Origin of the sequence: Pseudoalteromonas sp. NZS71 (genome assembly GCF_015864715.1) — a bacterium.
In the GTDB taxonomy this organism is placed as follows: Bacteria; Pseudomonadota; Gammaproteobacteria; order Enterobacterales; family Alteromonadaceae; genus Pseudoalteromonas; species Pseudoalteromonas arctica.
Genome location: NZ_JADYWS010000008.1, coordinates 71537 through 92764 on the forward strand (window position 1 = coordinate 71537; position 21228 = coordinate 92764).

General features: G+C 37.7%; 22 protein-coding genes. 13 read left to right on the plus strand and 9 right to left on the minus strand.

Annotated features, from left to right (window positions below; translation table 11 throughout):
- Positions 1-63: 63 nt before the first annotated feature.
- The 3 genes from I6E85_RS07020 to I6E85_RS07030 all read right to left on the minus strand — a co-directional run bounded on the left by I6E85_RS07020 (position 64) and on the right by I6E85_RS07030 (position 2611).
- The gene (locus I6E85_RS07020) at positions 64-798 is read right to left on the minus strand and encodes an enoyl-CoA hydratase/isomerase family protein (RefSeq protein WP_024609139.1); all 735 of its coding nucleotides are present in this window, start codon (positions 796-798) and stop codon (positions 64-66) included.
- A 98-nt stretch (positions 799-896) separates the two neighbouring features.
- Complete coding sequence (locus I6E85_RS07025; RefSeq protein ID WP_024609138.1) at positions 897-1511, minus strand: DNA-binding response regulator; 615 nt, start codon at positions 1509-1511, stop codon at positions 897-899.
- Positions 1508-2611: a sensor histidine kinase gene (locus tag I6E85_RS07030; RefSeq protein WP_197236755.1), complete on the minus strand. Its 1104-nt coding sequence runs from the start codon at positions 2609-2611 to the stop codon at positions 1508-1510. The genes I6E85_RS07025 and I6E85_RS07030 overlap by 4 nt, the downstream gene beginning before the upstream one ends.
- A gap of 327 nt (positions 2612-2938) precedes the next feature.
- Here I6E85_RS07030 and I6E85_RS07035 point away from each other — a divergent pair, with 327 nt between their 5' ends.
- From I6E85_RS07035 to queG, 4 genes are all read left to right on the plus strand, one after another.
- Positions 2939-3805: a DMT family transporter gene (locus tag I6E85_RS07035; protein WP_007579930.1), complete on the plus strand. Its 867-nt coding sequence runs from the start codon at positions 2939-2941 to the stop codon at positions 3803-3805.
- A complete protein-coding gene (locus I6E85_RS07040; protein ID WP_024590225.1) occupies positions 3802-4506 on the plus strand; it encodes a glycerophosphodiester phosphodiesterase family protein in 705 nt (234 codons plus the stop codon). Before I6E85_RS07035 ends, I6E85_RS07040 begins: the two co-directional genes overlap by 4 nt.
- Before the next feature lie 45 nt (positions 4507-4551).
- Entirely contained in the window at positions 4552-5772 is a 1221-nt protein-coding gene (locus tag I6E85_RS07045; protein WP_024590224.1) for a methyl-accepting chemotaxis protein, read from the plus strand.
- 66 nt (positions 5773-5838) lie between these two features.
- A complete protein-coding gene (gene queG / locus I6E85_RS07050; protein WP_024590223.1) occupies positions 5839-6972 on the plus strand; it encodes a tRNA epoxyqueuosine(34) reductase QueG in 1134 nt (377 codons plus the stop codon).
- Between the two features lie 46 nt (positions 6973-7018).
- Here the strand turns inward: queG and I6E85_RS07055 are convergent, their stop codons facing one another.
- The 3 genes from I6E85_RS07055 to I6E85_RS07065 all read right to left on the minus strand — a co-directional run bounded on the left by I6E85_RS07055 (position 7019) and on the right by I6E85_RS07065 (position 10802).
- Positions 7019-8146 (minus strand): PleD family two-component system response regulator, encoded by a 1128-nt coding sequence (locus I6E85_RS07055; RefSeq protein WP_024590222.1) that lies wholly within the window; start codon positions 8144-8146, stop codon positions 7019-7021.
- Positions 8147-8199: 53 nt separating this feature from the next.
- A complete protein-coding gene (locus I6E85_RS07060; RefSeq protein ID WP_024590221.1) occupies positions 8200-10194 on the minus strand; it encodes an ATP-binding protein in 1995 nt (664 codons plus the stop codon).
- A gap of 119 nt (positions 10195-10313) precedes the next feature.
- Positions 10314-10802, minus strand: a complete 489-nt coding sequence (locus tag I6E85_RS07065; RefSeq protein WP_007579917.1) for a GNAT family N-acetyltransferase — start codon at positions 10800-10802, stop codon at positions 10314-10316.
- 81 nt (positions 10803-10883) lie between these two features.
- Between I6E85_RS07065 and I6E85_RS07070 the strand changes: the two genes are divergently transcribed.
- From I6E85_RS07070 to I6E85_RS07095, 6 genes are all read left to right on the plus strand, one after another.
- Entirely contained in the window at positions 10884-11459 is a 576-nt protein-coding gene (locus I6E85_RS07070; RefSeq protein ID WP_024590220.1) for a glutathione peroxidase, read from the plus strand.
- 86 nt (positions 11460-11545) lie between these two features.
- On the plus strand, positions 11546-11827 hold the full coding sequence (locus I6E85_RS07075) for a peptidylprolyl isomerase (RefSeq protein WP_002958009.1): 282 nt from the start codon (positions 11546-11548) through the stop codon (positions 11825-11827).
- 64 nt (positions 11828-11891) lie between these two features.
- The gene (locus I6E85_RS07080) at positions 11892-12470 is read left to right on the plus strand and encodes a glutathione S-transferase family protein (protein ID WP_007579913.1); all 579 of its coding nucleotides are present in this window, start codon (positions 11892-11894) and stop codon (positions 12468-12470) included.
- Between the two features lie 17 nt (positions 12471-12487).
- Complete coding sequence (locus I6E85_RS07085) at positions 12488-12838, plus strand: DUF2750 domain-containing protein (RefSeq protein WP_007579911.1); 351 nt, start codon at positions 12488-12490, stop codon at positions 12836-12838.
- A 99-nt stretch (positions 12839-12937) separates the two neighbouring features.
- Positions 12938-13618, plus strand: coding sequence for a hypothetical protein (locus I6E85_RS07090; protein WP_024590219.1), 681 nt, complete (start codon positions 12938-12940; stop codon positions 13616-13618).
- Positions 13619-13766: 148 nt separating this feature from the next.
- Complete coding sequence (locus I6E85_RS07095) at positions 13767-16340, plus strand: M1 family metallopeptidase (protein ID WP_197116502.1); 2574 nt, start codon at positions 13767-13769, stop codon at positions 16338-16340.
- A 106-nt stretch (positions 16341-16446) separates the two neighbouring features.
- Here I6E85_RS07095 and I6E85_RS07100 read toward each other — a convergent pair whose 3' ends face one another.
- Positions 16447-16812 carry a hypothetical protein gene (locus tag I6E85_RS07100; RefSeq protein ID WP_007579906.1) on the minus strand — a complete coding sequence of 122 codons (366 nt, stop codon included), beginning with the start codon at positions 16810-16812 and terminating at the stop codon, positions 16447-16449.
- Between the two features lie 75 nt (positions 16813-16887).
- Positions 16888-17763 (minus strand): hypothetical protein, encoded by an 876-nt coding sequence (locus tag I6E85_RS07105; protein WP_197236756.1) that lies wholly within the window; start codon positions 17761-17763, stop codon positions 16888-16890.
- A 157-nt stretch (positions 17764-17920) separates the two neighbouring features.
- Between I6E85_RS07105 and I6E85_RS07110 the strand changes: the two genes are divergently transcribed.
- The 3 genes from I6E85_RS07110 (at position 17921) to yjjG (ending at position 20120) form a co-directional block, all read left to right on the plus strand.
- Positions 17921-18820, plus strand: a complete 900-nt coding sequence (locus I6E85_RS07110) for a phosphoribulokinase (RefSeq protein ID WP_007579904.1) — start codon at positions 17921-17923, stop codon at positions 18818-18820.
- 66 nt (positions 18821-18886) lie between these two features.
- Positions 18887-19432: an inosine/xanthosine triphosphatase gene (gene yjjX, locus I6E85_RS07115; RefSeq protein WP_197236757.1), complete on the plus strand. Its 546-nt coding sequence runs from the start codon at positions 18887-18889 to the stop codon at positions 19430-19432.
- 13 nt (positions 19433-19445) lie between these two features.
- The gene (yjjG, locus tag I6E85_RS07120; RefSeq protein ID WP_165724736.1) at positions 19446-20120 is read left to right on the plus strand and encodes a pyrimidine 5'-nucleotidase; all 675 of its coding nucleotides are present in this window, start codon (positions 19446-19448) and stop codon (positions 20118-20120) included.
- Between the two features lie 92 nt (positions 20121-20212).
- Here yjjG and lpxC read toward each other — a convergent pair whose 3' ends face one another.
- A complete protein-coding gene (gene lpxC, locus I6E85_RS07125; protein WP_007582940.1) occupies positions 20213-21124 on the minus strand; it encodes a UDP-3-O-acyl-N-acetylglucosamine deacetylase in 912 nt (303 codons plus the stop codon).
- Positions 21125-21228: the final 104 nt, after the last annotated feature.

A 21228-nucleotide genomic window follows, 5' to 3' on the forward strand; every position in this document is an offset into this window, starting at 1 on the left:
TAACGACCCCTTAACTGCAAAGTGTTTAGTCATATCGTAGTAATGCTAAAACCTTTTCTTATACTATTTTTTTTGTAGGTTTTTCCACAGCAGTTTACTTATATTATCAATAAAGCTTGGGTCTTCCTCTTTCATTGTAAGCAAAATTTGCTTATTCATTTGTGTTTTATTTTGAGCGTAAATCCAACGATTTTTATTAAATTGCTGGGCAAACTCAAGTGCACCCGCTTGTAGTTCGTCGTTATTTGCAAACACAGCTTCAACTACTTTGTTCTCTAGCAACTGCTGTGCACCAACACGCTCTCCTGACATAGCTAAACGATTAAAGAATGTTTGCGAAATTGCTTTATTAATTATAGGAAACATCGACGGTACAAACGGCACCATCACATCCACTTCAGGAAAACAAAAGAAGCCTTTGTCTGATTTCATAAATCTAAAATCGCACGCACACGCAAGCACAGCACCATTGCCATAGGTATGCCCGTTTAACGCAGCAATAATAGGCATAGGAAAAGTAACTATGCGCTTAAACAAGTCACTTATTTGAATCATAAAGTCAGAAATAGCTGCAGGTAAAATACTTGGATTAGACATCCATTGAAGGTCTATGCCTAATGACCAGTTTTTGTCACTCGAGGACGTTAAAATAACTGACTTAATATTTTGATCTGCTTCAATGTGGTCAAGGTGTAAATTAAACTCAGCCAAAAACGCTGGATTGTGACGGTTTTCAGCGGTATTCATGGTGAGTATAGCGGTGTTATTTTTAGTTGTTAGTTCTATTAGATTTGCCATTAAACCCTCTTTTAACGCTTTTTAAGCTAACTTTAAGCGCTGTTCGTTACTTTTAAATAACATAGTAATACTTTGCTTATAATTTATAAACCCACTATTTAAAGCCATCCTTTTTGTTTAGCTATACGCGCAGCATCTATACGGTTAGTGGCGTTTAGCTTAGCAATAGCGTCTGATAAATAATTACGTGTGGTACCTTCACTTATAAATAACTGCTTGGCTATGTCGCTTGTTTTAAGGCCGTCGCTTGCAAGTTTAAGTGCTTTGCGTTCTTTATCGGTAAGTGGATCTGCGTCGTCTAATGCATTAATAGCAAGCTCTGGGTCTATCACTTTTTGCCCCTGCATTACTTTTTTAAGCGCATTTATTAGCTCTTCACTGGGTGCTTCTTTTAAAATAAAACCTTTAACGCCTGCCGTAAGCGCTCGCCTAATATAACCCGCACGAGAAAATGTGGTCATAATAACCATTTTTATAGCGGGGAACTTAGTGGCTATTTTTTCACTCAGCTCTATACCATTCATGGTTGGCATTTCTATATCGGTTAAAATTATATCGGGATGTAAATCACTATCAAGCGCTTCAATTGCATTAAGTGCATATTGCCCGTTACTTGCTTGCCCAATAATCTCAATATTAAAATCGAGTCCTAACAATGCTGCTACTGCGTCGCGCACAAGCGCTTGATCTTCCACTAAATACACTCTGATCATTGTAAATCCTTAGCTAAAATTGGTAGCATTACATTTAAAGTAAAAATATCGCCACAGGTAAATGTTGCACTGCCATTGAGTTGCTCTGCTCGCTCTTTAATACCATTTAGGCCATTGCCCGAATTTAATGTAGAGCACGGTGCACGATCAATAACGGTAATGAGTAGCTGCTGCGCTGTTTGTTCTATATTTATTTCGCAATTTTTTGTGCTGCTATGGCGTAGCAAGTTGGTAACGGCTTCTTTAATTATAAGGCCGGCGATGCCCTCGACTTTAGCGGGTAGAGTATTTAAAACCACATTAAATGAAACGTTAAAGTCTTGTTCTATTAATCTTTGTTTTAACTGTGCTACTTGGCTAACAAGGTTAAGCTGTTTTAAATCACTAACGGCGCTTCTTACATCACTAAGTAACTGCCTTGCAAGATCGGCCACTTGTGCAATTTCGCTATTTGCTTGAGCGTAACGCTCACCTTGGTTTAATTTATTGGCAAGCTCAGCTTTTAAAGCAATAGATGACAATGAGTGGCCTAAAATATCATGCAAGTCGCGGGCTATCCGTTCACGCTCAGCAATTGCTGCTAATTGCTCTAATTGGTTAGCGCTTTCTTGTTCGCGCTTTTTGTATAAGCTTTCTCTCTTTGCTGCAATACCGTAACTAAATAAGGCTGCACATAAAATCAAAGCAACGGCTAAAAAGTATTGAACCTTCCCTATATCACCAATATATGCGCTTAATAAAACCGTAGATATAATCGCGAGTGCAGCATAAATTCTTTGATGGTAGCTGTATGCATAGCCTGCTACGTACGCTGCAAAGCCAAATAAAGTAGGAGTACCTGTGGTGTAAAAAGTGGCGCAAAAACAAATTAATAGCATGGCTACAAACAACTTGGTCACCCCTGCACTTTTGCAGTTTATTGCTTTTACATATAAAAGAATAAAAGCAACATAAAAGGCTAAAGACATCGTTATTTGGTTAGCAGTAAAGCTCGCAAAATTAATTATTAATGGGAGTAAATAAAAGCCTGTAAAAATTAAATGCCCATATTTCCAAAAACCTTTATCACTTTGTTGAGAAAAGGAGTTAAGCGAGCTCATACTAATACCTCAGGCATATTATTTTTACTTATAGGACTATTTTTATTAATAAATATAAATAACATAAAAATGCATGCCAGCATAAAGCAATCTGCGTACGTAATCGTAAAACTTAACGCCTCTAGCACTTCATTAATAGTTAAGCTGATTAAAATTAAAGAATTCATAATTATCCCCTGTTGAGTAAGGTAACTATGCCAGCGTATAAAAATAATAAGAGTGTGAAGTGTCATCAACTTTTATGACATTTGTCATGCGATAAAAAAATTCATCTTAAGAATTTTTAAGCAATGTTAATATGTTCAAAAAGTACAACAAGGAAATTAAATGCAATCTCAGCAGCAAAGTTTAATTTATTTGCACATAGCGGTATTACTTTTTGGCGGAACCGCTCTATTTGCCAAGCTTATTGGTTTAAATGCTTTAGATATTACCGTTTACAGAACTGCAATTGCAGGAATGGCTATTTTAGCCATGCTGTATTTTCAAAAAAAACAAATTAAACTCAACAAACCTAAAGACTACCTTATTGCGTTATTTTTAGGTGTTGCGGTGGGTATTCACTGGGTTACCTATTTTGCTGGTATGCAAATGGCCGGTATAACAATTGGGATGTTGGCGTTTTTTAGCTACCCCGTAATGACGGTGTTTTTAGAGCCCTTATTTAATAAAAGCAGGCCAAAAGCAAAAGATATAATAAGTGCGGCCGTGGTTGTTTTAGGTATTTACTTATTAGTCCCAAGTGCGAATTTAGGCGACGATGTGACCTTAGGTGTAATAACAGGTGTTATATCGGCATTGTTTTTTTCAATCAGAAACATTACCCATAAGCGCTACTTTAGCCAATATGGTGGCCCGCAAACTATGTTTTATCAAACCTTAGTGGCAAGCATTATGCTGTGCGCATTTATAGAAGTGCCGGTATATGAGGTTAGTAATCACGACCTAATTTTAATTGCCATAGCGGGTGTTATTTTTACAGCTACACCTCATTCATTATTTGCAGCAAGTTTAAAGCATTTATCAGCGGCAACTGCGGGGTTAATTTCTTGCTTACAACCACTTTATGGCACCATACTGGCTATAGTAATTATTCATGAACGTCCTACTGTTATGACGTTAGTTGGTGGAGCACTCATAGTTAGTGCCGCTTGTTTTGAAACGTGGTCAATCACTAAAAAGGCTCGACAATGAAAGTATTTGCACACCGTGGTGCCAGTGGGGATTTTCCTGAAAACACCGAAAGCGCTATTTTAGAAGCGTTAAAAGTAGGTGTTGATGGTATTGAAGTAGATATTCAAAGTTCCTTAGATGATTACATGGTAATACACGACTCATGGCTCGATAGAACCACCAGCGGTAAAGGTAGGGTGAGTAACTTTACGGCACATGAACTCTCTAAACTTGATGCTGGAAATGGTGAAAAAATTCCCACTCTTCAGCAGCTGTTTGATTGGAATAACAATAAATCTTTATTAAATATTGAGCTTAAACATACGTTTGAACTAGAAAGATTTGTGGCTCAACTTGAAGAAAACATTGAAGCTAACAAAATATCGAAAGCGAATATTTTAGTATCATCGTTTGATCATCATCAACTACAGTGGCTTAAAAGCAAGCTACCATGGCTTAAAATAGGCGCCCTTACTTCTTCTATTCCAATTAACTATGCAAAGTTTGCAAGTGATTTAAACGCTTATAGCGTACATGCAGATAAAACCTTTATAAATAAGGCTTTTGCTGATGATGCAAAAAAAAGAGGCTTAAAGATTTATGCTTATACGGTCGATAGAGAACAAGATATAGCGCTAATGCTTGAGTATGGCATAGACGGAATTTTTACAAATTACCCAGCGCGAACCAAAGCTTACTTGTTATCGTTACAAAGAAGCTAACTTACACCTCCCTAACTAAAATAAGAATCGTAGGGCTTAAGCATAATGAGTAGTTTTATGAAAATTTATAACTATATAGAGCAAACATTCTTTTTTACGTTAACGCGTAAAATAGTCGGTAATTTGAGTTTTGTATTATTGTTCCAAGCAATTACGTTATTTTGGCTGCATCAGAGCTTAAGCGAACAACAGCAAAGTACAGGGCTATTTTGGCTACTTACGCTTGTTATTATATCTGGTTTTATTTTTACTCTTTTTTATATGCGTTTTTTAATTGTTCGCCCTGTTACTGCTATGCGCGATACTTTGATAAAAATAAACCAACAAGATGCAAATTTAGCAGCAAAACTTCCCCACTTTTCGTATGACGAATTTAAAGATTTAAGTTCACAATATAATATATTTACTGCCCATTTAAGTGAGTTACTCAGCACAACATATAACAGTGCTCAAGCTAGTGCACACAGTAATATACAAGTCACTGAATCGATGAAAAATACTGAGCAATCAAGTGAGCAACAAATACAGTTAAGCCACAGTATTATTAATGCCAGTATGCAAATAACCCAAAGCTTACAAAACATAGTAAATAATACAGATAGCGTGCATAACGTTAATAATGAACACCTTAACTTTGTAAAACTATCTGCATCAGAGCTCGCTGCTTTAGTAAAGCAGGTTAAACTTATTACTAATATGCTAGGTAGCTTTTCAAATACAATTGCGGGACTGAAAGAGAACAGTGAAAACATTCGTAGTATTTTAAAAATGGTTGAAGAGTTTTCTGATCAAACTAATTTGTTAGCCCTTAACGCCGCAATAGAAGCAGCTAGAGCGGGTGAAGCTGGCAGAGGATTTGCCGTAGTTGCAGACGAAGTACGCACACTTTCAATAAAGGTAAGTGGCGCAACTAGGCAAATAAGCGACTTTATAAATCAGATGAATGATTTGGTAAACGAGACAAATAAAGAGTCAGAGCAATTAATGATTCACTCCAATAATGCACAAAGCTCAATTAGTGCAACCTCCGAGGGTTTTACAAAAATGCTTAGTGAGTTTGAGCACAACCAACAACAACTACAACAAATAGCCAGTGCTGTACATATGCTTGAGGGCACTCAAACTAATACTCACCAATCGGTAGAGCAAATAGTAGCTTTAGGTGAGCAAGCTAAACAGCAAATAGATACGGCATTAGCCGATAGCGAGCAATCTCAACAGTTAAGCTTACAGACCCAACAACAGTTAAAGCGCTTCGTGCGCTAAGAAGCGTTTTCGAGCTCAGAGAAATATGGTAAATTACGCAGCTATTAATTTAAGTGTGTGAAGTGTGTGAGCAACCCTACCCCAGACTATGAAAAATTAGCCCTACAAATAAAAACCTGGGGGCAAGAGCTTGGTTTTAGCGAAGTAGGTATTACTGATATTGACCTATCTAAGCACGAAGCCCAATTGCAACGCTGGCTTGATGCTGGCTACCACGGCTCGATGGATTATATGGCTGCTCACGGCATGAAACGCGCTCGCCCTGCTGAATTAGTACCAGGTACACAGCGTGTTATATCCGTAAAAATGAATTATCTCCCTCCCGATGCTGGCTTTGCAAAAACCTTAAAAAATAAAGAAAAAGCATACATAAGTCGTTATGCACTGGGTCGTGATTACCATAAATTAATGCGTAATCGTTTAAAAAAACTTGGCCAACAAATAGAGCAAGAAATTGGCGAATATGGCTTTAGGCCATTTGTAGATTCAGCCCCGGTACTTGAGCGTCAACTTGCCGAAAAAGCCGGTTTAGGGTGGCGTGGTAAGCATTCTTTATTAATTAACCAAGAAGCAGGATCGTGGTTTTTTTTAGGCGAGCTATTTATTGATTTACCTCTACCAATAGATGCAGAGAACACGTTTGAAGGCTGCGGAAAATGTGTTGCTTGTATCACTCTTTGCCCAACAGGTGCAATTGTAGAGCCTTACGTTGTTGATGCACGTAAATGCATATCGTACTTAACGATAGAACACCAAGGCCCCATACCCGAACAATACCGAACTTTATTAGGCAACCGTATATATGGTTGTGATGATTGCCAGTTGGTATGCCCTTGGAATCGTTATGGACAAATAACGGATGAAAATGACTTTCATCCCCGTACTCAATTAAAAAATAAAGATTTACTTGAGCTATTTGCTTGGGATGAGCCTACATTTTTAAAAAATACCGAAGGCAGCCCTATTCGCCGCATAGGTCACGAACGTTGGTTACGTAATATAGCGGTCGGTTTAGGTAATGCAGAGTTTAGCCCGGCTATTATTCATGCCTTACAAGATAAAAGCCAAATATGCAGCGAGCTTGTTTTAGAACATATTGAATGGGCGCTTGCTCAACAAAACGATAAACAACGATTACAAATTCGTAAAACGGCTAGGTTAATCAGAATCGTAGAAAAAGGCTTACCCAGAGATGCATAATGCAGTTGGAGTAAGCCTTAAAGTAACATTATTTGATTAAGTATATTTAGCTCTTTAAAAGCAATGACAGGTCTTGCTCAATTTCAGCAAAAGCTGCTTTTACCTTTTTAACAGACTCCTCTCTGGCCACTGAGTTTTGGATAGTTTCATCTACTTTTTTATAAATAAACACCTCCTGATCTTCATCTAATCCCATTGATGGGATACGTTCTTCGAGCTCTTCTTGTAACTGTTTAAACACTTTTTCGTTGTTTTGACGGTTGTCATTCAATAAGCTAATTAAGCCATGAAACTTACTGTGAACTGTACTTGCTACGGCATTAAGTTTTGCTTGTTGTGATTCAAGCATTTTCTTAGTCATGATGGCGCGTAGCTGCTGCTCGGTAACACTGACAATAAAACATACGTGGTCGCGTATACGCCCGTGCTTATCTGGATCGTGATCAGGCATATTTAAAATAAGTAAGCTAATCAATTCATAGTTAACTAAAATTCGATGCGAAAATTCATGTAAACGCCCTTTGTTTTTAAGCATTTCAAATAGCTCCACCACAATAGGTGAACACACGCCACTTAATGCAAAGTGACTAATTTCATCGTTCTCTCTAAACTCAACATTACTTTGCAAATCAAAAGATTGTAGGCAATCTATAAGCGCTTTACCTAGCTCTTGAGGGTCGTTAATAAAGCCTATGTTTTCAACGTAGTTAACTATCTGCCCCATTTCACTGCTGTTAGCCATGGCATTAAATGCAGTTGATGTAGCATCTTCAACTTGCTTTTCAAGGCTTTGTTTTTCAACAAGTACTTGGTTTAAATTTTTAAGCTTTGACTTAAGTTCATCATGGCCAAAGGGTTTTACAATATAGTCTTCTGCACCAACCGAGTAGCCTTCCATGCGCTCTTCAACTGTGCCACGAGCAGACACAAACATAACAATAATGTGTGCTGTATTTGGGTTTGCTTTAAGTGCCTTACATACTTCATAGCCGTTCATTTGCGGCATACTTACGTCGAGCAATATAACCTGAGGCATATAGCCCTCAACCATGTTTAAACACTCAGGACCACTCGTTGCTACTTGTAATTCAAAATCAAGATCCTCTAAAATTTCCTCAATAATTTCAAGGTTAAAGGGTTCGTCATCAACGGCAAGTATTTTAGTTAAGGCCATAATTTATCATCCATTCAAATTCTCAAAAAGTTACTTGGCTTGCCAAAAAACAATTAATTACTGTGTTGTATTAATTGATCTTCAGCCAAATGATCATCTAGATTTATTTCTAATGGCACCTGTATAGATATAGTTGCACCACCATTTTCGTTGTTACGTGCAGTGATCTCACCTTGATGTAAAGACACAAACTCTCTACACAATGCAAGGCCCAATCCGGTACCACCGGCACCGCTATTTGTTTTGCTGCTTTGTACAAACTTAGTAAAAATATGTTCCAGCTCATCTTCTGGTATACCGACCCCACTATCGGTAACCTCTATGGTAGCAAATCGACTATCTGACTCTAAATTTATCTGTATTTTACTTTTTGGTTCACTAAATTTGAGTGCATTACCTAATACGTTTCGAAGTAATTGGTTTATTTGCTCTTCATCACACTGCGAAATTACAGGTAGCGGCTGCGCGGTGAATACAACCTCAATTTCTTTTTCCATTGCCGTACCAGATACATCATCAATACTTGTTTTTATAATGTTCGCTAAATTATATGGACGAGGATTAAATGGAAACTTACCCACATCTAGCTTAGATAGGTCGAGTAAATTATTTAGTAACGACAGTAAACGCTCACCACTACTCTCTATTCGCGATAGGTATTTAATTAGTTTCTCTTTTGCAAAATCTCCAGTTTCTAATTTGCTTAAACCAAAACGTGAAAAACTTAAAATCGAATGCATTGGTGTGCGAAGTTCATGCGACATATTTGCTAAAAATTCTGATTTACTTAAATTTGCAGCTTCAGCAATATTTTTTGCATGTTCAAGCTGTGAAGTACGCGCTCTTACTTGCTCTTCAAGGATATCTTTTGCTTCAAGTAGTAAATCTTCTTTTTGCTTAAGGTGGGTTACATTTTTAAATATTACGGCAAGTGCTATTTCACCATGGTGATCTATCTCATTAAAAGATCCCACTAACGGTATATAGCCCCCTGCAGTTTTAGATAAACGTAAGTCGCAGCTAAATTGGCGATTACTATTTAATGTCGAAATTTTATTTTTAATACCTAACGTTGAATCATCATCTAAAAAGCTAAATACTGATTTACCTTCTAGTTCGTTAAACGGTAAGTTAAATAGTTTTAAACAAGCATCATTAGCTTCTATCACTCTACCGCATTTCTCAAACAACATAATTGCATCGGGCGTATGCTTATAAATAACCTGAAGTAGGCTGTCTTTTTCAATCAGGGCATCAACTGTATCTTGTAGCCTTTCGACAAGTTCTGCGTTATGGCGTTTTAATAGCTCTGTTTGCCACAGTTTATGTATTGATTGTAATAATGAGCTGTCGTTCAATGGCTTAATAAGTACGTCTTCTACACCTTGACGAATAGCTTCAATCATTGAAACTTGATCGGGACGTGAGGTAAATAATAAGCAACGGCAATGTGGTTGCATTATTTTTAAGTTTGAAAAAATTTCTAAACCGGTTCCGTCATCTAAAACAAAATCACTTATTAGTATATCGATTTGCTTTTCTTTCGTAATTTCTAAAGCTTCTGCAGAGGTGGTTGCTGTATGGGTCTCGATATGAGCACCGATCAAGCTGCTTTTCATTTTTTCGAGGCGCTCAGGAACATGATCGACGAGTAAAATAGCGGGTAATTGCAAAATATGATTAGAGCCTAATTCTAGTAGGCTCTCTAAAAGAGAAGTAATTTCTTTATTAGAAAAAAATGGATATATCACGGTTGCGTCAGGCGCAACATGATTTAGCTCACTAAACGCAGTTAGTTGCTCACCACTTTGTGCTTTTGGAGCAAGCAGCATAAAACGCTCTTGCGCTACTTGGCTAACAAGCGGTTTTATAGAATCAACAGGCACACCATGGGCAACAACAACTAAGTCGTAGTCGCCTATATTGGTATACATGTCTAGCATGCTGAAATGAATTAATTCGACTTCACATCCTATTAATTCTAAAAGCACTTTCACACGCATTGCGATGACACTGCTACTATCAACAATTAATATTTTTCGAATCATCAAGCTACACTTCAAATTAATAAACTTAATATGTTAATAGCGTAGACTATTTTTATTTAATTGGCATAAACCCTTCGTCTTATTTTGTAAAAAAATATTACAACATTATGAAAAATAATTTATTCCAGATGTTTTCCAAAAATAGTAAGGCTATACGCCTTATCATCCATTATGGCAACGCTTGGCAACTCACCCCATATTGCAAAATCAAAATGCTTAAACAATTTAACACTCGGTAAGTTATGACTAAAAATAAAGCCGAGTAATACTTTAATATTTAATTGCTTAGCTTGTGTTTGAGCAAATATCATTAGCTTTTTACCAAGCCCTTTACCTTGCGCTTTACTGGTAATGTAAATGCTCATTTCTACTGTGCCGTCGTAAGCTGGGCGCCCATAAAACGATTTATAACTTACCCAAGCAAGTACTTGGTTATTTTCGCAGTAAACGTAAATAGGCCTTTTATCGTTGTGGCTATTAAACCAGTCACGCTTTTCGTCAACGCTCACTTCTTGCGTATCTGCAGTTACCATTCGCCCTGCAATAGTTTCGTTGTAAATGGCTACAATTTCATTAAGATCATTAATAGTTGCTAAACGGATTGTCATAGGTCATTAGAGGGTTGATCAATTTGTTCCATATTAGCGTATGATTATCCAATCAAACAATCGTAAAGTTTAGGTAATGTAATGCTTAAAATAATTATAATAGGTTTAACGGCTTTACTTATTAATGCTCCCCTTCAAGCTCAAACACCATCAATCATAAATAAAACCTCTACACAGGACTGCCAAGATTTTACCAATGTAGATATACGAAAGCTTCGCTCAAAAGAATCTATTAACTTGTGCCAATTTAAAAATAAACCTTTGTTAATAGTAAACACGGCAAGTAATTGTGGTTTTACATATCAATTTAAAGGCCTTGAAGCGCTATATCAACAATACAAAGAGCAAGGTTTAGTCGTATTAGGGTTCCCCTCTGATGACTTTTTTCAAGAAGAAGACAATGAAAAAGAAACAGCGAAAGTATGCTTTGTAAATTATGGTGTAACTTTTCCCATGTTTGCCACCAGCAAAGTTCGTGGTAGCGAAGCAAATCCAATTTTTAAATATTTGAATGAGCAAACTAGCTCTCCAAATTGGAACTTTTATAAATACTTAGTGTCTGCTGATCGTAAAACAGTTTTACGGTTTAACAGCAAAGTGGCACCTAATTCAGAGCAAATGATTACTGCAATTGAAACTGCGTTTTCTGATAAATAAGTTTATACTGGTACAATTAGTTGAAACTAACTAGAATGATATTTCAATTCGGTTAAAAAAACACCACACTATACTCGGGAGATTTTATGACAGTAGCAAGCGCACGACATATACTTGTAGACAGTGAAGCACAATGCTTAGACTTAAAAACAAAAATTGAGCAAGGCGAAGACTTTGCTGAACTAGCAAAAGCACATTCTAATTGTCCTTCAGGTCAGGATGGCGGTGCTCTTGGTGAGTTTGGCCCTGGTATGATGGTTCCAGAGTTTGATAAAGTTGTGTTTTCTGCACCAATTAATCAAGTACAAGGCCCTGTGCAAACTCAATTTGGTTATCATTTACTTGAAGTTACTAGCCGTTCAGAATAAATTTAACTGTACTGTAAGTAACATTTGATAAAAGCCGCTTATGCGGCTTTTTTATGGAGTAATTATGCAATTAATTGGTTCTGTACCTTCACCTTACGTGCGCCGCATTAGAATTTGGGCACAACAAAACAGCTGCAAACTAGAGCTTGTAAGTCTCGATATATTTTCTGAGCAAGATCGCCCTACTATGGCCAGTAAAAATCCAGCTCGAAAAATCCCAATACTGGTAGATGGCGACTTAACTCTTAGTGACTCTAATTCTATATTGCGTTATTTACTTGAAAAAACAGGTCAGCCAAAACTAACGTGGCCTCAAGAGCACTTACTTACGACTATAAATGCTTGTAACGATTCGTTAGTAGAAATGGTGTTATGTAAACGTTCTGGATTTGACACCAAAAGCGATAAATTATTTTTTAATCTGCAAAACGAACGTATTGAACAAACATTAAGCTTTTTAAATACCCATTTAAGCGATGAAGAATTTAAAAGCTGTGAATACCTCAACATCAGTTTATACTGCCTGCTTGATTGGATTTGCTTTCGCGAATTAGCTGACTTTAGTCAGCATTCAGCGCTTGTTGCTTTTCATAAGCAATATGACGAGCGCCAAGCAGCAATAGACACCAATCCTCGTCACTAATTTAAAAGGGTAAACACATGAGCGATATCGAAATTGAATCACAACTAGTTAACTTCGTAGAAAAAGTACGTGTTAGCGAAGTAATTTGGGCACTTGGTGCAGAAGATAATGGCTTTGTAGTGTGCGATTCTAACCAATTTGACGAAACTGACGTACTACTGCTTTGGGAAAGTGAAGCAGCAGCTAAAGCACAGTGTAAAGAAGAGTGGAAAGATTACAGCCCAGTAGAAATCAACCTTGATGAATTTTTAGATGCATGGGTTGAAGACTTAAATGAAGATAACGCACTTGTTGGTATCAATTGGAATGACGACCAAGTATGTGCAGAAATTGAACCTACAGGTTTAGCTCGCGCATTGAGTGAATAATACTTTATACGCTTTACTCTAAAAGCGGATAAAACCCGACTAGCATCTACTGCTAGTTGGGTATAAAATAAAACACATCATTATTTTCAAGGTATTACGTTGAAAACCCATCTTGGTCGCCGGCCCTTTTCAGCCATGGAACTGCACACTCTTTATAATGGATATATATACGGTGATTTTAAAGTTGCACGAGAGCAACCAAAACACTGGCATTTTTGGCTCCCTTTAATTGCATATTATAGTGGTGCTTATAGCGATGAGATTGGTTATTTAACGCTTGACGATCTGTCCCTTGAAAAAAACGTCTTATGCTTTAATTTTCATACCCACGGTAAAATAAAACCTCGCTTAGTTCCTGTACATCAAGCACTTATAAATGCTGGATTTAATGAATATATAACGTTCATCAAATCGCAAAACCAACACCGATTAATGTTCGACTTACCGGCTAAAACTGGCAGGTACAGTGAAAAAGTCCGCATTTGGTTTTCAGGCGAAGGTGAGCGAGCCGGTTATCTGCAAAAATGTGATATACCAAACGTAGATCAACTCGGTATGAAAACAGCAATAAGCAGTCTTCGTCTTAACTTTGAGCAACAAGTGCGTATATACGCCCTACAAGCTAACTCTAAAGACGCCTTTAATTACTTGATGGGTTTTAACGAGTATCCACACGATGTGTTTAGCGATACCCACTTATTAAATACCGTTGTCCAACAAATACGTATTATTAACTCACACCTGCATTGGCAGCGTTTTATAACGCGCGAAAGCCACTGACAAACTTTGTTACTATTTCCCCTTAAAGTCACCGTTATAATCAATTACTCTATTTAAAAAAACTGTTAGGATATCTAACCCCCTAATTATATGAGCATAAAAAAGCCTATTTAGGGTAGTTTCTAACAACAACAATCTAGGGATCACTATGTTTCTTAAAAGCCTCTTAACAGTGAGCGTTGCTTTGGCAATGGGTGCTGCAAACGCTAACGAATTCGTTATTGAAAAACTCGCAAAACCAAGTTCACAACAGGTGTCGTTAACACTCGACCCGAGCCAAGATACATTCACAGGGATGACTGAGATTGCCCTAGAAGTACTAAAACCAACAAAATACATTGAGTTAAATGGCGTAGCTTACGCTGTTAAAATGGCGCAACTGCTTGGTGATGAAAACTGTGATTTAAACAATGAAATGCTTAAAACAGGTAAAGTAAAATTTAGCTGTGATGAGCAAATTCAACCAGGTAAATACACACTTAAAGTTGATTTTTCAGCGCCATATAACCGTCAAAGTGTTGGTTTATACAAAACATTAGACCAAGGCACTCCTTACTTATTTACTCAATTTGAAATGAGTGATGCACGCCGTGCATTTCCTGTTTTTGACGAGCCAAGTTACAAAATTCCATTTCAGCTAACGATTACTGCGCCTACATCACAAAAAGTATATTCAAATACGCCAGAGTTAAAAACAACAGTTAATGGCGATATGACCACACACTTTTTTGATAAAACACCGCCAATCCCTTCATACCTAGTAGCGATGGCTGTTGGCCCGTTTGAAGAATTAGAAATTAAAGGCATGCCAATTCCTGGTCGTGTAATTACCCCTCAAGGTAAAATTCACTTAGCCCAATACGCAAAAGAAAATATGCCAAAAGTACTGGGCGCACTTGAAGCGTATTTTGGTATCCCTTACGTTTACAAAAAATTAGACTCAGTAGCGGTACCAGAGTTTCCATTTGGCGCAATGGAAAACTCAGGCTTAGTGACCTACAGAGAAGATATTTTATTGGTTGATTTAGCTGCCGCAACACGCAGTAAAAAACAACGTAATGTATCAATTATTGCTCACGAACTTGCTCACCAATGGTACGGTAACTTAGTAACCATGAAATGGTGGAACGACTTATGGTTAAACGAAGCGTTTGCTAGCTGGATGGCTGCAAAAATTACTAAGCAGCTTAACCCTGAGTTTGAATCGCACTTAGACCTGCCACAAAACAACGTAATGGCACTTGATGCACGCCTAAGCACCAAGCCTATTCGTAAGCCAATTAAAACCGAAGCTGACATTATGGATGGTTTAGGTCTTGCTTACAGTAAAGGCAGCTCAGTACTTGCTATGGTTGAAAACTGGATTGGCGAAGATGCATTTCAAAAAGGTATTCAAAGCTACTTAAAAGAGTTTTCATATAAAAACGCAGAAGCGGCCGACTTATGGGAAGCACTTGGTAAAGCATCAAATAAAGACGTAGCGAGTGTTTTAAAATCGTTTATTGAACAGTCTTCTTTCCCACTAGTTAAAGTAACTCAACAAGGCAGCAAAGTAACTATTTCACAAAGCCGCTTTGTAAATGCAGGCGTTGATGCGCCAGAGCAGTTATGGAATGTACCGGTTGCAATTAAATATGGTGCTGGCGATAAAGTAAAAACAGCAAATGTATTACTTAATAAACAAAGCCAAACGCTAGACTTAGACTTTGAGCCAGAATGGATTTATCCAGATCAGGGTGCACTAGGCTACTACCGCTGGGTAATGGATGACGCACAATTTAGCGCACTTGTTAAAAAGGCGCCAAGCGTACTGAGTGACCGTGAACGCTTAGCGTTGTTATCGGCTACTGATGCACTACTTGACGCTGGTGTTATATCTGCTGCTAAGTTAATGCAAACACTTGAAGTGTTCGTAAGCGATAGCCACCCTCGCGTAGCAAATACCGCGCTAGGTTACTTAGTATCGCAACAACGTACTTTTAAAGACGATAGCAATAAAGACCTATGGCCTGAATTTATTCGTAATGCAGTAACGCCTGCAGCTAAGAAATATGGTTTAGAAGCTAAGGCGGGAGAAGACGGAGCTATTGCACAACTTCGTGCGGCCGTTGTATCACGCTTAGGTTTTGATGGTGAAGATCAAAACGTAATCAGTAAAGCGAAAGAACAAACACAAGTTTATTTAAATGATCCACAAAAAGTAGATCCTTACTTAGCGGGTACGTACTTAACTCTTGCTGCTTTTCATGGTGACAAAGCGCTGCTTGATCAATTCATGACAACGTTTAAAACAACGAAAGATCCACAAGTACGCACTAACATGCTTGCTGCAATGGGCTTTTTTGGCAAACCTGAATTACAAAAAGCGGTATTAGCTTATAGCTTAACGGATGAAGTAACTGCATCTGACATGCGTACTATTTTGTCAGGTCAAAGTTATACAGATGAGCGCCAAGCGTTATTTATTGACTGGGTTTACAGTAACTACGATAAAGTAACAGCAAGCTTACCGCCTTTCTTTATTCCTAACTTGCCGTACTTTACAACGGCGAGTTGTAATGCAGAAAGCTTAGCTAAAACAAAGACCTTTTTTAACGAAAAAGTAGCCGATGTAGCCGGTTACGCTCGTACATTAAGTAAGCTTGAAGAAAGCACAAACGATTGTATCGCGCTTAAAACACGTGAACTAGAATCGGTTAATAGCTTCTTAAAAAGTAAGTAACCCTTAAGTTTATTAAGCTATAAAAACACAAAAGCCGCTGAATATAAATTCGGCGGCTTTTTACGTTTATGTTTACGTTTATGTTTACGTTTATATTTTTGCTTTATTAATTACCAATAATCATTGTAAGTTTAGCTATAAAATCTTTGGCTGCTTGCTCAGAATTTATTTTAAACGCAACACCGTAGTGAATAGGCTGAGCACTTTTAAAAATACGTGTAGGAAAGCGTGTCATCTCGCTGCTATGAAAGTAGCCTTGCGCACGAGTTACGCCATCAATATCACTAAAGTCATCGCTAAACACCTCAAATGCTGGGCGAATTACTATTTTCCCCTTGCCGCTTTCGCTGTGGGTATAAAATGCTTCTTTAGAGTTTACTAACATGTACTCTGCAATATTTTTAATCTTAAAATTACTTCTACACTGTAATTTAATGAGCTGTTCTGTCAGCTCGTCTGCACTATAAGCCACGTGTAATCCCTATTAGTTAATTTGCGTATTAGATTAACGCATACACACAATAAAATCTGAATTTATTTGTCTGCTTTACTGCGTTATATCACATACAAAAGCGAGTTTTTCATTGTTGTAACTCATTCTTGTTATATTTGTTTCGCAGTAGGTGCTTAAATTAAGCCATTGCGATACTTCATTACTTCCATCAAGTTTACGCTGATAAACGCGGTTTTTAATAGCATAAGCGATAGTTGCATCATCTTTCAAAATAAAATCTTGAACTTGAGCAGGTAACCTTAGTAGGTCTTCAACTTGTTTATCCTGTGGATTAAAACTCGCTAAAATATGTTGCTCGTTTTTAGTGTAACTAAATAAAAATGCAGCTGTAGAGTTGTTATAAATAAGCGTTCGGCCAATATTACTGGCAGCTATTTTCCCCTTAGCTTGTGCAACAGAAGTATATTGAAGAGTGTGAGGCTTTCCTAAAATAAACATTACTAAATCATTTTGAACACCCCATGCATGGTACCCAACAGGTTCAATCCAATCAAAAATACGACTTGGCGCATCTTCGCTTTTGAGTGGGTATTGCCACAGTTTTTGCTTACCATCTGCCTCTACAACAATCGCTGATACTGCATCACCACTTGGCATAACCGTTGGTGAATATTCGCTTACGGGAGAGTTACTGATATTAATAACTTTTTTTGATGTTAAATCGTAATAAGCAATATCGGTTTGGCTTTGCTCACCTGCAATCACCTCATGAGTAAAGTATAAACCTGTACTTGTTAAGTGCGGTTGGTTGTTATAACTGTTTTTATCACTCACTATATTAACTTGTACCCCATAAGGCGTATTTAAATCAGCAAGTAATACTTGGCTTTTTGGCATGCTAGCCTGCGCCATAATTGGGCTAAGCGCTGCTATAGAAAATATCCCAAGTAATGGTTTAATAAGTTTCATGCTTTCTCTCGTTTTAATTTTAAGCACCTCATGATAACGTTATTTGCTGATGACGTCACTTGAGCTAAGTCAGTCAACTCTTAAGATACCCAAACGGCTTAAAATAATGTTAAGTTTAGTCTGGTTATAAAACCTGGTCCTAAAAAAGAGAATTAACATGTCAGCTAAAAATCCTATTATTGCGATTACGGGTTCGTCTGGTGCGGGTACAACCACCACAACCAATGCAATTAAACATATTTTCCGTAGCCTTAATATTGAAGCGGCTTTTATCGAAGGAGATAGCTTTCATCGTTACACTCGCCCTGAAATGGATAAAAAAGTACGTGAAGCACAACAAGAAAATAAACATATTAGTTACTTTGGCCGAGAAGCAAATGACTTTGGTGCTTTAGAAGCGTTGTTTGAAAACTATAGTGAAACAGGCCAAGGTAAGTTACGCCGATACTTACACACCTTTGATGAAGCCGTCCCATATAATCAATTACCGGGTACATTTACTCCTTGGCAAGACCTTGATAGTAATACTGATATATTGTTTTATGAAGGGTTACACGGCGGCGTAGTTGATCAAGATGTAGACGTTGCAAAGCATGTCGATTTATTAATAGGCATGGTTCCAATTATTAACCTTGAGTGGATTCAAAAATTAATACGCGACACATCCGAACGAGGCCATTCTCGCGAAGCGGTTATGGGCTCTATTGTGCGCAGTATGGATGACTATATAAATCATATTACCCCGCAGTTTTCTCGTACCCATATTAATTTTCAGCGGGTGCCTACTGTTGATACCTCAAATCCATTTAGCGCCAAAGATATTCCATCACTCGATGAAAGCTTTGTAGTTATTCGCTTTAGGGGTATTGATGATGTTGATTTTCCTTATTATTTACGGATGATCGAAGGCAGTTTTATGTCTCGTATAAATACACTTGTAGTACCAGGCGGTAAAATGGGCTTGGCTATGGAGCTTGTACTTACCCCATTAATTAAAGATATTATTTTGAAAAAGCGTGCACTGGAAAACCTAGCACCACTCGATTTACCTATTTGATTACCGACTCTTTTTTGTTAAAGCTAACTCACGTACACTGCTGATTTTGCTCAAGGTGAGATCAGCATGTCACAACAATTAAAAATTATTGTCGGTTCTAAAAATCCTGTAAAAATAAATGCCGCTAAACATATTTTTACTATGTATTTTCCAGAATGTATCATTGACTGTGAAGGTGTGAATGCTCCCTCAGACGTGCCCGATCAGCCTATTGGCGAAGACGAAACACGTATTGGCGCGCAAAACCGTGTTAATTATTGCAAAGAGCACCACCAAGCTCACTATTACGTTGCAATGGAAGGTGGTGCAGAGCAATTTAACTATGGTGCAGCAACCTTTGCTTACGTAGTTATTGATAATGCCTTAAATCAAGTTGTAGGGCGTAGCAGCAACCTTCCTCTACCCCAAGTACTTTATAATGCATTACTTAAAGGTGAAGAACTTGGCGATGTAATGGACAAAGCATTTAATACCACCAACGTTAAACAAAAAGGTGGCGCTATTGGTCTACTTACCAACAATCATGCCACGCGCGAAAGTACCTATACACAAGCACTCACTTTAGCTATGGCGCCTTTTTTACACCCTGAGCTATACGGCCAAACAAATTAATTTAGGAAGTTTAATGAAGTACAACTATGTATTGTTTGATGCAGACGAAACCTTATTTAGGTTTGATATTTTAGCGGGCATGACTCGCATGTTTAAAGCTTACAACGTAGATTTTAGCCAAGACGATTATATTCATTATCAAAAAACCAATAAGCAGCTGTGGGTTGATTATCAAAATGGCACTATTAGCGCAGATTACTTACAAGTAACACGCTTTAATGAGTGGGCTTCAAAACTTAATGTGCCAGCAAAAGAGCTAAACGATGCTTTTTTAGATTCTATGGCGCAAATTTGCGAGCCATTACCTGGTGCTATTGAGCTTTTAAATAAACTTAAGCCAAATGCTAGATTAGGTATTATTACTAACGGATTTGCCCGCTTACAAACCGTACGCCTTGAGCATACTGGCTTAAAAGATATGTTTGAATGGTTAGTTATATCTGAACTTGTAGGTATAGCAAAACCGAATAAAGCGATTTTCGAGCACACATTTGAGCTAATGGGTAACCCAGATAAAAGCGAGATACTTATGGTGGGTGATACTGCTGCAAGTGACATACTTGGCGGCAACAATGTTGGTATTGATACTTGCTGGTTACAGCACCCTGGTGAGCAATTAGCCGACGGAATAAAGCCAACCTATACCGTAGCTAGTTTAAATCAGTTACAAGCTCTTTTGGAGCTATAATAAAGTATAGAGCTATTAAATTTCACACAAAAAAATGACGCTAATTAGCGTCATTTTTTATAACTGTTTTTCGAGCTGCTCTTTTACTGCTTTTAGGCTGGAGCTAACTCAAGACCGGGTGCAGGCATCGTCACAGGCGTTTCAAATGTTGCCCACTCCCATGCTGACTCTGTAGCCATAATTTTACGAAGTAATTTATTATTTAAATCATGACCCGATTTAAATGCAGTTACTTTACCTAAAAGGTTATGGCCTGTCATAAACATGTCACCAACACAGTCTAATATCTTGTGCTTAACAAACTCGTCGCTATAACGTAAACCGTTAGGATTTAAAACTTTGAACTCATCAAGTACCACAGCACTATCCATGCTACCACCTAGCGCTAGGTTGTTTGCATGCATGTATTCAATATCTTTCATAAATCCAAAAGTACGCGCACGGCTAATTTCTTCAATAAAGCTTTGCGTTGTTATATCCAACCCAATACGTTGGCGACTTTCATTGATAGCTGGGTGGTTAAATGCAATCTCAAAGTCGATATGAAAACCATCATATGGTTCAACTTCAGCCCACTTATCACCTTCTTCAATGCGTACTTTTTCTTTAATACGGATAAAGCGTTTAGCAACGTTTTGCTCTTCAATTCCGCCTTTTTGTAACAGATATATGAATGGTAATGCACTACCATCCATAATCGGCACTTCTGAGCTATCTAATTCTACAATTAGATTATCAATTCCCATTGCAGCAACGGCTGCAATAAGATGCTCAGTAGTCGATAAGCGAACACCATCTTTGTTAATTAAACAGGTACACAACTGCGTATCACCAACGGCTTCAGGTGTTGTTTCAAAATCAACAACCGGATCAAGGTCGACACGACGAAATACAATCCCAGTATTTGCGCTCGCAGGTCGGAGAGTTATTGTGACCTTCTCACCTTTATGAAGTCCAATTCCTATGGCTTTAACTACTTCTGCAATCGTACGCTGTTTAATCATAGGTATGCTCACTTTTAAATCAGTTACAGTTATATGGCGGATTTTAACATAAATCCTTTTGCCTTTCAATATTTGTACATATTTCAAACAAAAGTATTATTAAA